Here is a 15,426-nt window from a genome sequence, read left to right on the forward strand (position 1 = left end):
GGCCAACGCGTCCCTTTTATTATTGACCCTTAGGGTAATCAAAGTCAACAGAGCAAGGCGAGTCTTTATTTACCCTAGGGGTAAATTCAAGCGAAGATTCATGCGGGGGGCTTGTTTTCCCAGTGTTTGATGCGATGCTGTTTATTGACCCTTGGGGTAAAGTTCAGGCGAATAACCACCGATGCTAATTGGGTACGCGAACTCCAAACTGCAGAAGATGGCGACTCAAAGTGCGGTGGCGAAGAAAGAGCTTTCGGCCAGGTCCGCCGCTCTGGTAGTCCTGCGTCTCACGCAACTTTCAGCATTTGAAAACCTGGGACAAATTCCCCCGCGAGCTGCACCGTTACATTTGCACTTACTAACCATGCAGCGAAAAGGTCGGAAGAATCAGCAAGGTCAATTCGTCATCAAATTGCACGGAGGGGACGGAATTGTTTTCCGGCCAGCAGGCGAATTCCAAAAACTTGACGACGGTACGCCTGATGCGAGCACCGTCACTCAAGTTGAACTGGTCCTAATCGGTAACTATCACGGTAAGAAATGACAGGCATTGCACCCGCACCCTACCGGCCGGATGTAGCGATACCGCCAGGGGAAACAATTCGAGAAATCCTCGAGTCCATGTCGATGACGCAAGCTGAGCTTGCCAATCGAATGGGGAGACCGACGAACAAGGTCAACGAAGTAATTCAGGGCAAACGCCAAATTACTGCTGACACAGCTCTTGAGTTGGAGCTGGCGTTAGGACTGCCGGCCAGCGTTTGGCTTAATCTTGAAAAAGATTATCAGCTTGCCAAAGCGAGACTGCAGGAAGAAAAACGCCTTAAAAGTGAAGCCAAAATGTTACGGCATTTTCCGGTTGCGGAAATGTGCCGCCTTAACTGGATTGAGAAGCGGCCTGACTTAATTGAACAGACTCATGAACTGCTCTCGTTTTTTGCCGTCACAAGTTTTGAAAAGCTTTGTGACTTAAAAACTCTTAAGCCAGCCTGGCGGAAGGCGAAAGAACGAGAAGCTTCCGATTACATGCTTGCGTCATGGCTCAACTACGGCATTCAACACTCGAAAGCAATGGAGGTTGCCGAATTTGACTTGGCAAAACTACGGTCAAGCATACCTCAAATCAGATCGTTCACTGCTGAAGGTTGTATCGCGGAAACGAAGCCTGCGTTGACGCAACTCTGCTCAGACCTAGGAATTGCACTGGTTCTGGTTCCGCATCTTAAAGGAAGCCAGGTTAATGGTGCAGCTTATCGTGCGTACGACAAAGTTATCATTCAGGTTAGTGATCGTGGTAAGTACGCGGATATTTTTTGGTTCACCTTCTTTCATGAACTGGGGCATGTCATTCTTCATTTATCGAAGAAGAACACGCCTTTTGTTGATTGCGGAGAATTGCCAGCAGCCTCACAGAGGTTAGAGGATGAGGCAGATGAATTCGCACGCGATGCTTTGATTTCGCAGGACGATTTTCTTAGGTTGATGGAGCTGGACTACGAAAAACCAGCCGTTGTAGAGCAATTTGCGGACAGCATTTCGACTCATCCAGGAATCGTTGCTGGCCGGTTGGCCAAAGGAAAGCCAAGGCTCTATGGCAAATTTGCAAAGCTTAGAGAGCAATTTGAGTTTTGACCTGGGCTGAACGCCGCCGGCGTAGTCAGCTTGACCGAAGCGACTGATTCTTCCACCGCTTGCGACCACTATGGAGTGCGGACGAAGAGACATACGCGGACGTTTTTTGGGAGTTTGGGAAAGGCCTTTGCCTGCACCGGTGGCCGACGCCGGAGTAGTTAGGAGATTTTCCAGACACCGACACAAGTTGGAAAACTCCAAACATGCGTCGGTTTCATCGACCGATGCGGCTGGGGATTTCGGCATATTGCGGGCGGTGTGTCCAGTGGGGCCGCGATGGATCAACCTGCAACCACAGCAGGATGCCGCTACCGACGCGTAACGGTGTGCGTCTGCAATCGATTTGCGAGTCTCGGGGAATGCGCGGGAAAACGGTGTCACGAAATCCACGAAGCAATCATCGCTCCGCGTGATTTTTGCAAAGAGCCAGGTGGCTAATTCTCCGCACGTCCCGAAGGGGCCGAACATGAAAGCCCAGGGCAGAGCGCAGCGCCGCCCTGGGTAACCGAGCACCTGGCTACTGCCCACTCGCCCTGAAAGGGCAAGACACGGTTCTCAATCCCAGACGTAGACGTACCGTTCATCAAACTCAAATTCGCGCCGAAAAACCGTTGTCGCGCCCGCTTCGGGGCTTGGTGGGGATTGACGCACAATAACCCAGGGCGACGCTGCGCTTTGCCCTGGGCTATTCTGTCTTGTCCCTTCGGGACGGATTCGATGACCTCCTTTGGAAACGGTTTTCGGGTTGTCGGGGAAACAACGCTTCACTGATTGCAGGATGGGAATCAACGCGTCGACGCCCAAACCTGATTTTGTTTCTCATCGGTCCCAGGCACCGAACGCAACTCTCGGAGTCGGCAATTCCGCGAGGTTTGTCCAACCTCGGCGGCAGTGAGATAAGAGATCTGTCAAATCCGATAGATGAGACCTATGGGGCTCATCGGACCGATGGGGCTTATGGGTCGCATTTGTCCTATTGGTCCCACTCAGTTTGTTCAGACGGAATCTCGCCGATGAATGCCGACGTGAAATGCCATACGCCGCAACTCTCCTCGGTTGCATCGACCGACGCGGATAGGGATTTCGGCGAATTGCGGACGGTGTGTCCATTGGGACGCGACTGATCAATCTGCGACCGCAGCAGGAGGCCGCTGCCGACGTGCAACGATGTGCGTCAGCAATCGATTTGCGAGTCTCGGAGAGACTCGCCTATGTGCGCTACTGGGGTGTTTTCGCCGCGATGACTTGGAAATCTATGCTGCCGGTTTGCAGGGACAAATCAAAACCGGGGATGTCGTCGCGGCGTAGGCGGACGTAGCAACTCACCAGGTAATGACCCGGCGGCATGCCGTAGGTGTAGGGAGGGCGAAACTCGGTTTCAGCTGACTTCTGCTCCGCCACCCAGAATTCGACAGGCGTCAACTCCGGTGTGAAACCTTTGTCTTCATTGCCCTCGCGGAACTTGGGCAACTTGCCCGTGATCGGCTGAATCTCCAACGGCTCCAGCGTTGCGGAAAATGAACGCTGGGGACTGAACCCCGTCATGAAACCTTGGTGGGGCATGATCGTGCTGCCATCGGAATCGACAATGTTCATTCCCCATCCGTCACATGGATGCGACAACATCAACTGACACTTGACTCTCGATCCAGACACATTCTGGACGAACAATCCCAATCGAGCCAACTCGCCATGATGAAATACGGTTTCGACATTGGACTCATCACCCGCCGCCATCGTTCCGATTCTTAGTCCACCCACCGGGGTTCCCCAGCGAATCGGTAACGATCCCTTGGCATTGTCCATCGCCTGGGCTTGCTCCAGTCGATCGGGTTCGATTTTGCCAAACACCGGGGCGGGTAGCTTCAGTGACATCGGCAGACCGTGACTGGTCCCGATTCTTTCTTCGTCTCGAACAAAGACCGATGCCCCGAGGTGAACCGTGTAGTCGCCTGGCGAAAGCCCTTTGAGTGAAATCATCGATCGCCAGTGTCCCCGACCGATCACTTCGCCGGGGGCCAACTCCAGGTCGTCCTCCCATGATCCGCTGAAATGAACGTCGATCCGGTTGCCTGCGGACAACGTCAACAGTGACGGATCCCTGCCGTGAATCGACAAATGTACTTGCTGTCGTTCTTCGCTTTCATTGCGAACCAAATGCTGAATGATCATCGTCGGATCACCAGGCATCGGCCGGGAAAGGAAGCGAATACCAGCAGCCAGCCCGTCACGATCACGCGGTGACCAGTGAATGTCGTCCGCGTCGATGGTGTCCAGATTGGTTAGACGTATTGCCTGCTGAGTTGCCTGTGCCGATGCATGCGACGAACCGAACAATAGAAAGACAACGCCGATCACCACAGCCGCTGCCGGTCGGACAAAATGCCACCACTTACGTCGTTCAATGTTCGCTTGCATGGTTTCACCTCAGAAACATGTCAGTAACTGTGCGAGTCCAATTTGACTTTGCCTCGAAAGATCCAATAGATGATCACGGTGTAGCTGAGCACGCACGGAATTCCGATGGCGGCGATGATCAGCATGGTCCCGAGTGTTTGCTGACTACTGCGTGCATTCTGTATGTTCACGCTATACGCCGGGTCGATGGTGGACAACATAAAGTTTGGAAAGATTGCGACGCTGAACAAAGCTGCCAAAGCCAGGATAACCATCGACGACGAGAAAAACGCATAGCCCGGCTTCCCCAGATGCATCGCACGAGGAATGTTCAACACGGCCAGGGCATTGAGAACCGGCACGATCCAAAGCACCGGGTAATCCGACAAGTTCGCCGTCGCGTGGGGAACATGCCACCAAGTTACCACGGTAACAACCGTGTATAAGGCGGCGAAAACATAGAACAACGGCATGATCGCACGACGCACCCTTGCCTGCAGCTCGTGCTCCGTTTTGAGGAACAAATAGATCGCTCCGTGCAACGCGAACAACGACACGGTTAGGAATCCGACCAACAGCGGATACCAGTACACCTGACTCAACAGGCTGCCCTGATAGACATACTTTGGCCCCAGTTCCATTCCCGCCATCACGTTTCCACCGGCAATCCCCAGCAGCATCGCGGCCGTCAATGACGAGAGAAAGAATCCAAAGTCCCACATCCTTCGCCACGCAGGTGAATGGACCTTGGAACGAAACTCCAGACTCACCGCGCGCCCGATCAAACAGGTCAGCAGCAGAAAGAAAGCGGTGTAGAAGCTGCTGAACACGGTCGCGTAGGCAACGGGAAACGCGGCGAACAACGCCCCGCCAAATGTCACCAGCCAGACTTCGTTGCCGTCCCACAACGGTCCGATGGAATTCATCACCAGTCGCCGCTCCTGGTCGTCCTTGGCAATGAAGGGATGCAGGATTCCAACGCCCAAATCGAAACCGTCCAAGATCGCGTAGCCGCACAACAGCACGCCGAGTAGGACAAACCAAATCAACGTGAGGAGTTCGTAGCTCATCAGTTGTCGTCCTCCATCATCCCGCCGGCACGCGATGTCCCGTGTTGACCGAACGCCTCGGCCATGGACTGTCCAGCCAACTTTCGTTTGTGCTCCAGCAACTGATCAACTGATTCGGGGCCGTGCTGAATCTTGTGATTCAGCACAAATACCCATACTGCGAACAACAACGAGTAGATGATTCCGAACAAGATGATCGAGCTGAGCACTTGCTCGGCGGTCACCGACTCGCTCAAGCCCTCGGACGTTCGCAACCCCATCATCTCGACGCCGTTTTGGACTGATGGATATACGATCCACGGTTGTCGACCGACTTCTGCTGTGATCCAACCCGCTTGATTGGCCGTCATCGCAGCGATCGGCATGAAAACGATTGCCCACAGCAACCATCGGCGTTGCAACAGCACGTCGCGGTACCAAGACCAGCAGGCGAGCATCGACACCCCGATCATCATGGTGCCCAGTCCCACCATCAAATGAAAGGTCTGAAAGGGCAACCAAACCGGTGGTCGTTCGTCTTCAGGAATTTGATCCATCGCCGGTACGGGTTGCATAGGATCGTTGTAGACCATCAAGCTCAACAGGTTGGGAACCTGGACACCGAAGTGCACTTGCTCCGTCTCTGCGTCTGGCCATCCAAACAGGTACAAACCGGTCGGGTCGTCGGTGGAATGAAAATGTGCCTCCATTGCCGCCAACTTGGCCGGCTGTGTCTCCACCAACTGCTGAGCAGAATGGTGGCCAGACATCGCCGCAGCGATCGTGAACAGCAGCGAGGTGGGCAAGGAAATCGAAAGACAGCGTTTGGCGATTTCATCGTGGCGTCCCTTCAGCAAGTAGTACGCACACACCGAGGCGACGAAGAACGCTCCGAGGACAAAGGCACCGATCAAGGTGTGCGTCAATCGGTCCACGGAGGATGGATTGAACACCATTGCCCAGAAATCGGTGACTTCCGCGCGAGGCATCATTTCGCCTTGCACGTCGTGCCAAACGATCTCGTACCCCGCCGGCGTCTGTTGCCAACTGTTGGCAACCACGATCCACACGGCGCTGAACACAGAACCAAGAAACACCATCAACGTGCTCAGCAAGTGCATCGTGGGACCGACACGATCCCAGCCGAACACCAGTACTGCCAAGAAACCGCTCTCCAGGAAGAACGCAAAGATACCCTCTGCGGCAAGCGCCGAGCCGAACACGTCACCGACGAATCGTGAATAAGCCGCCCAGTTGGTCCCAAACTCAAACTCCATGACGATGCCCGTGGCAACGCCCATGGCAAAGTTCACCGCGAACACTCGAGTCCAGAACCGAGCCGCTGCTTCCCATGCGGGATTGCGAGTGCGATAAAACGCCAGCTCGCAGAGAAACAACTGCAGCCCCAAGCCGATCGAAAGCGGCGGGAACAGATAATGGAACATGATCGTGCCGGCAAACTGCAGCCGGCTGAGAAGTTCAACGTCCATTAGGGTTCCATTCGCTATCGCGTGGCGGCTGATGTGTCAGACGGTTCCTACGATTTGGGTTTGGTGAACCGCAACAAGTAATTCTCTTCAAATGCGTCGATGGTCACTTCATCTTCGAACTGAAATCCTGACTTCACGATTTCCGCTTGAAAGACTTCTTTGGGGGCACGGATATGTCCGAGCAAAAACTCCCGTGATTTGCCGGGGATCCGATTGAAATCGATCAACACGAGCCGCCCTCCAGGTTTCAGCGCCCGATAGATAGATGCTAACGACTCTGCGGGACTTTCAAAATGGTGATAAGTGTCGCAGATGAAAACGAGATCAACGGATTCGGGCGGTAGCCGAATGGAAACATCAGTCCCCAGAACAGTGGTCAAGTTCTCGATGCCGTCCGCAGTTGCACGTTTTGCGATGTGTTGCAGGAAACTGGGCGCGATATCGACGCTGTAGACCCACCCGCCCCATCCGGTCGTTTTGGCAAAGAGGCGACTGTAAAACCCCGTGCCTGCACCGACATCGGCGATGCGATCGCCCGGCTTGATTCGGCAAGCTTTCAAAACTTCGTTGCGTGCGGAATAGACCTCGCGACTCTCCACCTCAAATTTTCCGATCCACTCGTCGACGTTCAGATCGGGCTTCTTGAAATTGTCATTGATGCCCTCGGGGACTTTAGTCACCCCGGCATCCGGTTGGTCCACGACGGCTTCTTGAGCAAAGGTGGGTCTGACCAGCTGGATCAGCAGGATCGCGAGCAAACTGAATCGAAAAGTTTTCATGATGATGTTCCATTCTCAGGAGTTTGACGTGGTTGATACAGGAGCCAATATGCCGCCGGGATCACGATCAGTGTGAATCCCGTCGACGTGACGATGCCGAATATGATTGCCCATGCGAGTCCTGAAAACACAGGGTCCAACGTGATCACCCAGTTGGCCAACAGCGTCGTTCCCGCCGTCAACAGGATCGGCCGGGTTCGCACGGATACGGACCGAATGATCGATTCTCGCAAATCGTGTCCTTCGTTTTGGGCGATGTGGATGAAGTCGATCAGGACGACCGAATTGCGTACCACAATCCCTGCCAACGCGATCATCCCGATCATGGCGGTCGCCGTAAAGAATACCGGATTGGGGTGACCGCCGATGGGCTTGTCCATGATCCAATTCAAAAGCCAAAAACCGGGCATGATGCCGATCATCGTCAGCGGGATCGCAGTCATGATCAGCACCGGCAACAATCGCGAACCGGTCTGAAACATCAGGATCACAAAAATCCCCAACAACGCGGCACCGAACGCCAAACCCAAGTCGCGAAACACATCCAACGTGATGTCCCACTCGCCCTCGCCCGACCAAACGACCGAGTATCCGTCGGGCACCGCCCACGGTACGCCGCCGCCCATCGCCAGCCATGATCTTTCGCTCAGCGGGATCGGTGCTGGATTTGAATTCGCCGCTTGTGCCAAGTCAGAATCAGCGACTCGGTCGAACTCAATGTCCATGATCGCATCGGCCGGTGGACGACCGGCGACTTCCGCGTACACATAGACGACACGTTTCAGGTTCTTGTGGTAGATGGTTTTGTCTTCGACCTGTTCCTTGAATTGGCCCAGCGATCCTAGTTGGACCACCTGTCCGTTGTTGCCCTGCACATAGACCTCCTGCAGATCATCCAACGCCGAACGGCTGCTGCGTGGCAAACGTAACTCGATCCACAACGGATCGACTTCGCCGGGCAAGTGCAACACGGTCGCCTTGTTGCCACTGAGCATGGTCGCGATCGTGTCGGAAATGGTTTTGGTCGAGATCCCAGAAAGCGACGCTTTGGCTTTGTCAGTCTCAAAGACGTACCGCAGTTGGTCGTCCTCCGTGCTGACATCCAAGTCGACCAGCCCCGGCTCGGACGCCAATCGCTTTTCCACGCGGCGGGCCAAAGCGATCTGATCGGCGTAGTCTCCTTCGGGCGGTCCGTAGACTTCCGCGGTAATCGACGACAGCACCGGCGGACCAGGGGGAACCTCGACCAACTTGACGTTCGCACCCAACGAGTCCGCCAATCGCTTGATGTCGTCGCGGATTCGCAGTATCAACTCGTGCGACTGCTGCACCCGGTGATCTTTGTCGACCAAGTTGATTCGGATATCGGCGACATGGGGTCCTCGTCGCAAAAAGTAGTGTCGCACCAAGCCGTTGAAATCGATCGGCGATGCTAAACCGACAAACACTTCGTAATCGCGAACTTCCGAGAGTCCGCCCAGATACACACCCAGTCGCCTCGCGACCGCATCAGTGCGTTCCAAGGTCGTCCCCTCAGGCATGTCCACGATCACTTGAAACTCGTTCTTGTTGTCGTACGGCAACATCTTCACCGGCACCATGCGAAAAACCGGCAACAACATCGCAGCGACCAACATCACGCCAATGGCCAGCAATACCAGCCAAGCCATCAACCGACCCTTGAGAATCGGCATCAAGACGAACCGAGACATTCGATACAACGGCTGACGCGTCAGGTCATACTCGTTCTCGGGCGTTGCATCGAGTTGCTTCAACGAAACCATCGCCAGCCAGGGCGTGATGACAAACGCCACCAGTGTCGATATCGAAACCGTCAGCGGCACATTCAATGCCATCGGACCCATGTACGGCCCCATCATGCCCGTGATGAACGCCAAGGGCAGAAAGCTGGCGATGATGGCCAGCGTCGATAGCAACAACGCCGGTCGGACTTCCTGAACGGCACGCAAGACAGATTCACGCGGCGGCAACACCCGCATCGCAAAGTATCTGGCGATGTTTTCCACGTCGGTGATCGGGTCGTCCACCAACAGTCCCAACGCCAGGATCAAGGCGAACATGGTGACCCGATTGATCGAGTATCCGACCATCAAGTTGATGAACAATGTCAGGCTGTAGCAAACAGGAATCGCCAACGCGATCACCAACGCGGGTCGCCAGCCCATGGTCAGACCGATCAATCCGATCACGGTCAAGACGGCAACAACAAGCCCCTCGACCAACTCGTTGACTTTGTCGTTGGCCGTTTCGCCGTAGTCACGGGTGATGCGGTACGAAATCCCCGCGGGCAAATGCGTTTGGGCAAGTTCCTCCATCTTGGTTTCAACCGCCTTAGCAACATGAACCGCATTGGTCCCTTTGCGTTTCGCGATCGAGATATTGACGGCCGGATACACGGTCGCTGTGCGGGTTTCGCTGGCTCGTTCATCGCTGGGTTCTGAATCGTCGGCGTGCTCGGATTGCCCAAAGCCGATCCAGCTGTAGCTCTCCGATTCGGCCGGGCCGTCAATCACCGTGGCCACGTTCTTGAGATACACGGGACGGTTACCCGCTACGTTGACGACGAGTTCCTCCAGGTCCCGTACGCCACCGAGAAACGTGCCGGTTTCGACGAGGAACGACTGGTTCTGTTGTTCGAACTGGCCGTTTCGCTGTGTCACGTTACTGACTTGCAGGGCCGCGGCTACTTGCAAGGGCGATGTTTGATGCGCCGCCAAACGCTGGGAATTGAGCACCACATTGATACGACGCGGACGACCACCGATCACTTCCACACGATTGGTGTTGGGGATCGATTGCAACTCGTGCTGGATTTCTTCCGCGATGCGACGAAGTTCATGGTCGCCATATCGCTCGGTATCCTTGGCCCACAAGGTGGCGATCGAGATGGGCACGTCGTCCACCTCAATCGGCTTGACCACCCAAGAACTGACCGAGGGAGGGATCAAGTCCGTCGAGGAGTTGATCTTGTTGTACAGCTTGACCAACGAGTCCTCGCGATCCTCGCCGACATAAAACCGCACGGTGACGATGCAGGAACCCGGCTGAGACATCGAGTACACGTATTCGACGCCATCGATTTGGTAGAGCAGCTTCTCGATGCGATCGGTCACTGTGCGTTCGACTTCGGCGGCCGACAATCCAGGTGCGTTGACCATCACATCGGCCATCGGAACCACAATTTGAGGCTCTTCCTCTCGCGGCGTCAGCACCAGTGCGGCGGCGCCCAGCAGCAACGAAAGTATGATCAGCATGATCGCGACGTCGCCGCGCAAGAAGACTTCGACGATCCGAGTCAGCAGCGGTGAACTGTCCTGCAGATTATTTTCATCACTCATCTTTGCCGTCCTTTTCGCCATCCTTGACCGTGCTGCTGGACTGATTCGCGGTATGCAATACCACTTGCTCGCCGACATCCACTCCACTGAGCACTTCTTGGCGTCCGGGCATGCCCAGGCTGCCGCTCTTGATCATTCGTCGCTCGATTGTTTGATCGGGCAAGACGACGTCGACAAACTCCAACTGTCCGATTCGGACGATGGCATCCGTGTTGAGACACAGGTGCCGACGCTCACCGGAGGGAATCAGCAAACGCCCAAACATGCCTTCGTACAAGTCGTCGGACTTGGGCAAACTGGCTTTGACGAGAAACGATCGGCTCGGCGCGTCGGCTTGCGGGACGATCTCGTCGACGGTTGCCTTGAACTGACGATTCAACGCGTCAACGAAAACGTCCAACTCGTCACCCGACTTCAACTTCACTGCCAAATGTTCCATCACGGGAGCCTCCAGACGCAGAGAATTGGCATCGTAAAGCGTCAGGATCGGCTGTCCCGGTTGCGCGATGTCGCCCGGTTCGGCGCTGCGATCGACGATCCTGCCACTCTTGGCGGCATTGATCGTCGCGTAGGAAAGCATGACCTCCGCTTCGCGAACCGCTTGCATCGCCCGGGCCTCTTCTGCCACCGTCACTTGCACATCTCGACTGGCGTTGTCGAAATCCGATCGCGACGCAGCATTCTGACGCTGCAACTGCTGGACCCGCGAGAACTGCTTCTCGGCTTGTTCACGGTTGGCCGTGGCAGCCTCCAAGGCACGCTTGGCTTGCGCCAACCTGCTCTGGTATTCCTTGTCGTCCATGCGAACCAACACCTGCCCGGTCTCGACCTCGTCTCCCGCGACGACGGTGATTTCTTCGATCGACGAGAGCAACTTGGACGAAACGATCGTGCGACTGGATGCCTTGAGCGTGCCGATCGCCTCCTCGACATACGACTTCTCCACCTCATGCACCACATCGGTCGCTTGGCCGGTCAGACGCAGTCCATCAGACTGATTCCAGCCCGGCTGGATCTTGTCCTCGAACATCCCCGACAACCATGCGATCGTGATGATCAACACGCCCATCGATACGATCACGACGCCCAGCTTTGATAGGCCACGCAACCATTTCAGTGCGGCTTGCTTACCCTTCATGACTCTGCCCTTTGTTCCGCATTGTTGAGAGCTTCATTGATTTGAAACTCGCCGATAAACCGTTTGTCGATCCATGTCTTCAAGTGCCAGCACCAGCCTGCGTGAAACGTCAACGGTCCGTACTCCAGTAACGCCTTTCCATCGCCGGTGTTGAGCAGTTTCAGAAAGTCCTTCTGTGGCGTGAACCTTTGCAGCGAAGCGTTTGACAAAAACGCACGCAAGTTGCCCCAGAGGATGGGACACTGACGCACGGCGTACACACCTGCCTTAGGCGACGGCGATTCGATGATCGTTCCCGAATCGCCCACGGCAAAGATGCGTGGATCCGAAAGCGATTGCAGCGTGTCACGCGTTGCAACGAATCCGCGTTCGTCGCTTTGCAGCCCAAGGTGCTCCAGTACCGGCGGAGCAGCAGCGCCGGTGGCCCAGATCACGCAGTCCACTGCATGCCGCGTGCCATCGGCGGTGGTCAAATCGCTTTCGCCGACGTCCGTCACCCGCATGCCCGACCGAACAGTGATGCCCCGTTTTCGCAACAACCGCTCGATACGGTCCACGCTGCGTGGCTTCATGCCTTCAGCAACACGCTGGCTACTGGTGAAGATCTCGATCTCCAACTCACACTGAAAATCTCGCTTGCCACACTGTTGCTGCAAACAGAACGCGATCTCCACACTCGCTACGCCTCCGCCGACGATCGCGACCTTGGCGTGTTCGCGTTTCTGTCGCGTGACGGACTCCAGATGCGTATTCAGTCGTTGCAAAAAGTTCTGCATGGGCTTGATCGGAACCAGCAAGGGCGAATCGGCGTGTTCTCGCCAGCCGGCCGGCATCGATCCCACCCCGATCGACAACACGTCAAAGGGAATCGGCTCGTGATCCGAAAAGCGGATCATGCCCGACTCCAGATCGAGCCCGTTGGTGTCGGCTAAGATCAATGATGCCCCGGCGTTGGCCGCCAGCGCCGCCAAGTCGATCCGCATCTCGTCGTCGCTGAATTGCCAGCCAAGGGTACCGGGCAGCATGCCGGAGTACGTTGCGGTGGGGAACTTGCTGATGCAGGTCAACGTGCAACCAGGAATCGGATCGCTGGCCCACTGCTTGACCACGTGAGCATTCGTGTGGCCGATCCCCAACAGCACGACATTCTTTGTGTTCACTACTGTGTGACCTGTTCGTACTTCGCCGGGACACGGTAACGATCACTGTACGTGTGCACGCGGTTGGTGGGCTGGCCTTGCAGTGTGACCAGTGGTAACTCGGCGTCGACCCACTTCAGGATGCTACCCTTGTAGTTCCTGACCTTCACACCCTTGCCCGCTAGCTGGCTGGCATAGCTGCCGCTGCGACCGCCGACGGTGCAGTAAGGGATGACCAGCTTGCCTCGATACTTGGCTTGGTTTTTCTCAAATTGAGACTTAGTGATCGCACCCGGAATGATCGATACGCTCACCTCCTTGTCCGTGCGAACGTCGACCAGGACAAAGTCTGCCTCGGGCGTTGGTTGACCGGCCTCTCTGGCCGCATCTGCGACTCGGCGCTGCTGAGCAAGCATCTTGCTCAGCTCAGCGGTCTCGATGGTTTCAATCTTGGGGCCACGCCCGAAAAGCCCTCCAAATTGCGCGTTGGCGGTAACACCATTCAAACATCCAATCGCAATCAAAACCACCAACAAGGAACTTGTTTTCATCATGAATCTGTCCATCGAGGGATTGTGTGGCAACGAAACAAAAAACGTTTCGTCACTAGGTGGTACTGCAACAACTGCCGCCGTCGCTGCATTGATTCCAAGGCATCTTGGCGATGAAGGATGCCATCGGACATAAACCGGTGATTCCGGCAAACATCAGTCCTGCGCCCACGAATGCCGACAGCCCGATGAAATAGGGATGCAATAAACTTAGCGCGACACCGAGCACGACCAAGAATCCCGCCGTGATTTGAACTTGCTGCATCAATGGCAGCGACTTCTTGCCACGCACCACCGGCAGGCCCGCTTTCTCCCAGGCCATCGTGCCGCCTTCGACGTTGACGACGTTTTCAAATCCGGCGTCAAGGAACTTTTGGCAAGCTTGGCTGGAACGATTGCCGCTGCGGCAGATCACATACAGCGGATGGCCGGCGTTTCCGTTGCGTGACGCCATCACCGCCGCCGGATCGAGTGACTCCAGCGGAACACTGCGAGCGCACTCCGCGTGCACTTCTCGGAACTCGGTCGGCATGCGGACATCGATCAAATCGATCTCGCCGCCGCTGCGTTTCTCGGACAACTGTTTGACATCAATGGTTTGCATGGAAATCCTCTTTCCTGATCATTCTGTTTAAAAAACTTCGCGGGGCGTCGGCCCGTTCACTTGAACAAGCACCACGCCCGTCATATCGACACCTCGATAGCCGACGAGGTATTTTCTCAAAAAAAGTGGCCGTGGTCCACACCGTTTATTTGTGACGTTTCTCGGGGGTCGCCAGGAAGCGGCCCTCGATACACGCCATCAGCTTCTCTAGATGCGGTTCAGCGATTTGGTAATAAACACGGCGGCCTTCGCGTTCACTGGACAGAAACCCGCAGCGCTGCAGCAGTCGGAGGTGCTCCGAAGCTACATGGTCTTGGATTTCGCAATCGGCAGCCAGTTCGCCGACGGTGTAGCGTCCGTGGAGCAGAAGTTGAACGACACGAAGCCGCACCGGGTGCGCCAGCGTTTTCAGACACTCCGCCGCTTGAGCAAAATCGTGGACGGTCCCCCGCGGCTTGCCCGCCGCCGAATCACCGCGTTTCTTGGTGGTCGTTTTCGTCGCCATAAAGTTCCTTCATGTCACCCCGAGTACTTTAATATATCGGAACATCGCGACATGTCAATGAATGTTTCCATGGATTTTTGTGCAGCAAGGCAATCATTCCCAGCGCCATCACAATCGGCCCTCATCACAGCCCGGCCGCTCCTGCCGACGTCCGGCGTTCCCAAGTCGCGACGTGACCTGTCTTTTTGGTGCCACCGTTTTGTTCCCCCCTGTCACCTGCACCAAGGCACTTGGGGGAGGTCGAGCAGAGCCGTTCAGGCGAATGCGAGGGAGGGGGCATGCGTGAAGCAAACGGCGTCGCTGTAGAGAACGATTTAGAAAGGGTGCTGATTGCGGCAAACTTGCTGTTTTTTCTTAGTCCGATGGGATCAGATCGCGGATGCGGCGGGTCAGACGGAAGCGACGCTTGGCTTAGCGACTGCGATGCTCGTCCACCTCGCAAGTGAGCCTTACCGTGATGTGTGACCAAGAGCGATGATGATCAAACGGCAGTTGAATCAAACGCCGTCGAAAACCCAATGCAAGGCCTTACCGCAGCGAGGCTTTCCCACTCAACGTCTGCGCGTTGGGATGAGGGTCTGGGTTTTAAGAAGTGAACGCTCCCACCATGGAGAGCCGCGGAGGCGGCGGAAGCGTAAAGCCTGGGACGTAAGTCCCAGGTCTCGTTTCGCAGCGAACCCGATCAAGCCCCGAAGGCGGCGACAGATTGTGGGTGATACCCTCGCGTCTCTGTCGCCGCTTCGCGGCTTCGCTGACGTGGCAATGTGGCACCCCATGGGGCTG

General features: G+C 55.8%; 12 protein-coding genes. 2 read left to right on the forward strand and 10 right to left on the reverse strand.

Annotated features, from left to right (window positions below; genetic code table 11):
• The first annotated feature begins 217 nt into the window (after nucleotides 1–217).
• Both Pla52nx_RS00560 and Pla52nx_RS00565 read left to right on the forward strand, forming a co-directional pair.
• A complete protein-coding gene (locus Pla52nx_RS00560) occupies nucleotides 218–544 on the forward strand; it encodes a hypothetical protein (protein WP_146521853.1) in 327 nt (108 codons plus the stop codon).
• Nucleotides 541–1,632, forward strand: coding sequence for a HigA family addiction module antitoxin (locus Pla52nx_RS00565; protein WP_146521852.1), 1,092 nt, complete (start codon nucleotides 541–543; stop codon nucleotides 1,630–1,632). The genes Pla52nx_RS00560 and Pla52nx_RS00565 overlap by 4 nt, the downstream gene beginning before the upstream one ends.
• A 1,218-nt stretch (nucleotides 1,633–2,850) precedes the next feature.
• Here the strand turns inward: Pla52nx_RS00565 and Pla52nx_RS00570 are convergent.
• The 10 genes from Pla52nx_RS00570 to Pla52nx_RS00615 all read right to left on the reverse strand — a co-directional run bounded on the left by Pla52nx_RS00570 (nucleotide 2,851) and on the right by Pla52nx_RS00615 (nucleotide 14,643).
• On the reverse strand, nucleotides 2,851–4,050 hold the full coding sequence (locus Pla52nx_RS00570) for a hypothetical protein (protein WP_146521851.1): 1,200 nt from the start codon (nucleotides 4,048–4,050) through the stop codon (nucleotides 2,851–2,853).
• A gap of 20 nt (nucleotides 4,051–4,070) precedes the next feature.
• Nucleotides 4,071–5,099, reverse strand: coding sequence for a cytochrome d ubiquinol oxidase subunit II (gene cydB, locus Pla52nx_RS00575; RefSeq protein ID WP_146521850.1), 1,029 nt, complete (start codon nucleotides 5,097–5,099; stop codon nucleotides 4,071–4,073).
• A complete protein-coding gene (locus Pla52nx_RS00580; protein WP_146521849.1) occupies nucleotides 5,099–6,568 on the reverse strand; it encodes a cytochrome ubiquinol oxidase subunit I in 1,470 nt (489 codons plus the stop codon). The genes cydB and Pla52nx_RS00580 overlap by 1 nt, the downstream gene beginning before the upstream one ends.
• A 47-nt stretch (nucleotides 6,569–6,615) precedes the next feature.
• The gene (locus tag Pla52nx_RS00585) at nucleotides 6,616–7,347 is read right to left on the reverse strand and encodes a class I SAM-dependent methyltransferase (protein WP_146521848.1); all 732 of its coding nucleotides are present in this window, start codon (nucleotides 7,345–7,347) and stop codon (nucleotides 6,616–6,618) included.
• Nucleotides 7,344–10,706 carry an efflux RND transporter permease subunit gene (locus Pla52nx_RS00590; protein WP_146521847.1) on the reverse strand — a complete coding sequence of 1,121 codons (3,363 nt, stop codon included), beginning with the start codon at nucleotides 10,704–10,706 and terminating at the stop codon, nucleotides 7,344–7,346. The genes Pla52nx_RS00585 and Pla52nx_RS00590 overlap by 4 nt, the downstream gene beginning before the upstream one ends.
• Nucleotides 10,699–11,844, reverse strand: coding sequence for an efflux RND transporter periplasmic adaptor subunit (locus Pla52nx_RS00595; RefSeq protein WP_146521846.1), 1,146 nt, complete (start codon nucleotides 11,842–11,844; stop codon nucleotides 10,699–10,701). The genes Pla52nx_RS00590 and Pla52nx_RS00595 overlap by 8 nt, the downstream gene beginning before the upstream one ends.
• Complete coding sequence (locus Pla52nx_RS00600) at nucleotides 11,841–13,004, reverse strand: FAD-dependent oxidoreductase (RefSeq protein ID WP_146521845.1); 1,164 nt, start codon at nucleotides 13,002–13,004, stop codon at nucleotides 11,841–11,843. The genes Pla52nx_RS00595 and Pla52nx_RS00600 overlap by 4 nt, the downstream gene beginning before the upstream one ends.
• Entirely contained in the window at nucleotides 13,004–13,534 is a 531-nt protein-coding gene (locus Pla52nx_RS00605; protein ID WP_231742231.1) for a rhodanese-like domain-containing protein, read from the reverse strand. Before Pla52nx_RS00605 ends, Pla52nx_RS00600 begins: the two co-directional genes overlap by 1 nt.
• Nucleotides 13,535–13,589: 55 nt before the next feature.
• Nucleotides 13,590–14,138: a rhodanese-like domain-containing protein gene (locus Pla52nx_RS00610; RefSeq protein WP_146521843.1), complete on the reverse strand. Its 549-nt coding sequence runs from the start codon at nucleotides 14,136–14,138 to the stop codon at nucleotides 13,590–13,592.
• A gap of 145 nt (nucleotides 14,139–14,283) precedes the next feature.
• Nucleotides 14,284–14,643, reverse strand: coding sequence for an ArsR/SmtB family transcription factor (locus tag Pla52nx_RS00615; RefSeq protein ID WP_146521842.1), 360 nt, complete (start codon nucleotides 14,641–14,643; stop codon nucleotides 14,284–14,286).
• Between the last annotated feature and the right edge of the window lie 783 nt (nucleotides 14,644–15,426).

The sequence above is a fragment of the Stieleria varia genome, assembly GCF_038443385.1.
GTDB lineage: Bacteria > Planctomycetota > Planctomycetia > Pirellulales > Pirellulaceae > Stieleria > Stieleria varia.

Excerpts from the sequence above, each read along its gene's own strand:
- Pla52nx_RS00560 (WP_146521853.1), top strand. The coding sequence starts at position 218 with ATGGCGACTCAAAGTGCGGTGGCGAAGAAAGAGCTTTCGGCCAGGTCC.
- Pla52nx_RS00565 (WP_146521852.1), top strand. The coding sequence starts at position 541 with ATGACAGGCATTGCACCCGCACCCTACCGGCCGGATGTAGCGATACCG.
- Pla52nx_RS00570 (WP_146521851.1), bottom strand. The coding sequence starts at position 4,050 with ATGCAAGCGAACATTGAACGACGTAAGTGGTGGCATTTTGTCCGACCG.
- cydB (WP_146521850.1), bottom strand. The coding sequence starts at position 5,099 with ATGAGCTACGAACTCCTCACGTTGATTTGGTTTGTCCTACTCGGCGTG.
- Pla52nx_RS00580 (WP_146521849.1), bottom strand. The coding sequence starts at position 6,568 with ATGGACGTTGAACTTCTCAGCCGGCTGCAGTTTGCCGGCACGATCATG.
- Pla52nx_RS00585 (WP_146521848.1), bottom strand. The coding sequence starts at position 7,347 with ATGAAAACTTTTCGATTCAGTTTGCTCGCGATCCTGCTGATCCAGCTG.
- Pla52nx_RS00590 (WP_146521847.1), bottom strand. The coding sequence starts at position 10,706 with ATGAGTGATGAAAATAATCTGCAGGACAGTTCACCGCTGCTGACTCGG.
- Pla52nx_RS00595 (WP_146521846.1), bottom strand. The coding sequence starts at position 11,844 with ATGAAGGGTAAGCAAGCCGCACTGAAATGGTTGCGTGGCCTATCAAAG.
- Pla52nx_RS00605 (WP_231742231.1), bottom strand. The coding sequence starts at position 13,534 with ATGAAAACAAGTTCCTTGTTGGTGGTTTTGATTGCGATTGGATGTTTG.
- Pla52nx_RS00610 (WP_146521843.1), bottom strand. The coding sequence starts at position 14,138 with ATGCAAACCATTGATGTCAAACAGTTGTCCGAGAAACGCAGCGGCGGC.
- Pla52nx_RS00615 (WP_146521842.1), bottom strand. The coding sequence starts at position 14,643 with ATGGCGACGAAAACGACCACCAAGAAACGCGGTGATTCGGCGGCGGGC.